Source organism: Parageobacillus thermantarcticus (genome assembly GCF_900111865.1).
Classification (GTDB): domain Bacteria; phylum Bacillota; class Bacilli; order Bacillales; family Anoxybacillaceae; genus Parageobacillus; species Parageobacillus thermantarcticus.
In genome coordinates, this window is sequence record NZ_FOJS01000098.1 from 1 (window position 1) to 1753 (window position 1753).

The 1753-nt window shown below is 40.7% G+C and carries 1 protein-coding gene; it reads left to right on the top strand.

Annotation, left to right across the window (positions count from 1 at the left end; translation table 11 throughout):
• The first annotated feature begins 235 nt into the window (after positions 1 to 235).
• Complete coding sequence (locus tag BM278_RS18160; protein WP_090952535.1) at positions 236 to 1657, top strand: SpoVR family protein; 1422 nt, start codon at positions 236 to 238, stop codon at positions 1655 to 1657.
• Positions 1658 to 1753: the final 96 nt, after the last annotated feature.

Sequence of the window (1753 nt, forward strand, 5' to 3'; positions counted from 1 at the left end):
TCTCTTGTGTGAAGGAAACCGGTTCCCTATCCATTCCAAATCCATTTCAGAGATACCCTATCTATCTTACATTACACAAAATTCTTGACGGTACCCGATATTCATCCATATATTGTTTAATCATAATCCAATTCTTCCCTAAATAATTACCAATTGATATGGAATGGACTTATACGTATCAAAACTCCTTTTTTCTCATACATTGTGATAAGAGGAAAAGGGGGGAGAGATGTGCATGCGACAAGATGATTTGAAGAAGTTGGAACGGGCGATTGCGGAGATTACGGAAATCGCTGAAGGATTTGGGCTTGATTTTTATCCGATGCGTTATGAAATTTGTCCAGCGGATATTATCTACACGTTTGGTGCGTATGGCATGCCAACGCGGTTTTCCCACTGGACTTTTGGCAAGCAGTTTTACAAAATGAAACTGCAGTACGACCTGGGATTAAGCAAAATTTACGAGCTAGTCATTAATTCTGACCCTTGTTACGCATTTTTATTGGATACAAATACGCTTATTCAAAATAAATTAATTGTTGCACATGTATTAGCGCATAGCGATTTTTTCAAAAATAACGTTCGTTTCAGCAATACAAAGCGGGACATGGTCGAAAGCATGGCAGCGACCGCCGAGAGAATCAAACATTACGAACATCAATATGGAAAATTCGAAGTAGAAAAATTTTTAGATGCGGTATTGGCGATTCAAGAGCATATCGACCCGTCACTGCTTCGTCCGAAATTATCATGGACGTGGGAAGATACGGAAATATATGAAGAGGAAGAGCCGCCAAAAACATCGACGCCATATGACGATTTATGGAAGCTTGATGAAAAAGATCGTCCAGCTCCGCCTCCGCGCAAAAAGCGCAGGAAGTTTCCGCCGCAGCCGGAAAAAGACGTATTGTTGTTTATTGAAGAATACAGCCGCGAGCTTGAAGACTGGCAGCGCGACATTTTAACGATGATGCGCGAAGAAATGCTATATTTTTGGCCGCAGCTTGAAACGAAAATCATGAACGAAGGCTGGGCGACGTATTGGCATCAACGGATTTTGCGGGAAATGGACTTAACAAGCGACGAAGCGATTGAATTTGCCAAATTAAACGCCAATGTCGTTCAGCCATCTCGTACCGGGATTAATCCATATTATTTAGGGTTGAAAATTTTTGAAGACATTGAAGAGCGCTGGAACAACCCAACCGAGGAGATGAAAAAACGAGGCATTAAGCCAGGGTCGGGCCGCGAAAAAATTTTCGAAGTGCGCGAATTGGAATCCGATATTTCGTTTTTGCGCAATTATTTAACAAAAGAATTAGTGATGCGCGAAGATATGTATTTATTTCAAAAGCAAGGAAGAGAGTATAAAATTGTCGATAAAGATTGGGAGCACATTCGCGACCAACTCGTCAGCATGCGTGTCAATGGCGGGTTTCCATACATTACGGTAAATGATGGAGATTATATGCGCAACGGTGAGCTGTATTTAAAACATTGGTATGAAGGAATTGAATTAGATATAAAATATTTAGAAAAAGTTCTTCCCTATATTTATCAGTTATGGGGACGCGCTGTTCATATGGAAACGGTCGTGGAAGAGAAGCCTGTATTATTTACGTATGATGGAAGAGTAGTGCATCGAAAATATATATAAATTACCCGTGGTGCTAGATAAAACTCAGACAAGCATAAAAATAGCCCTTGCTGGCGGATCTCCAGTAGAATGAAAGTGTCACCCAACATTCGAAAG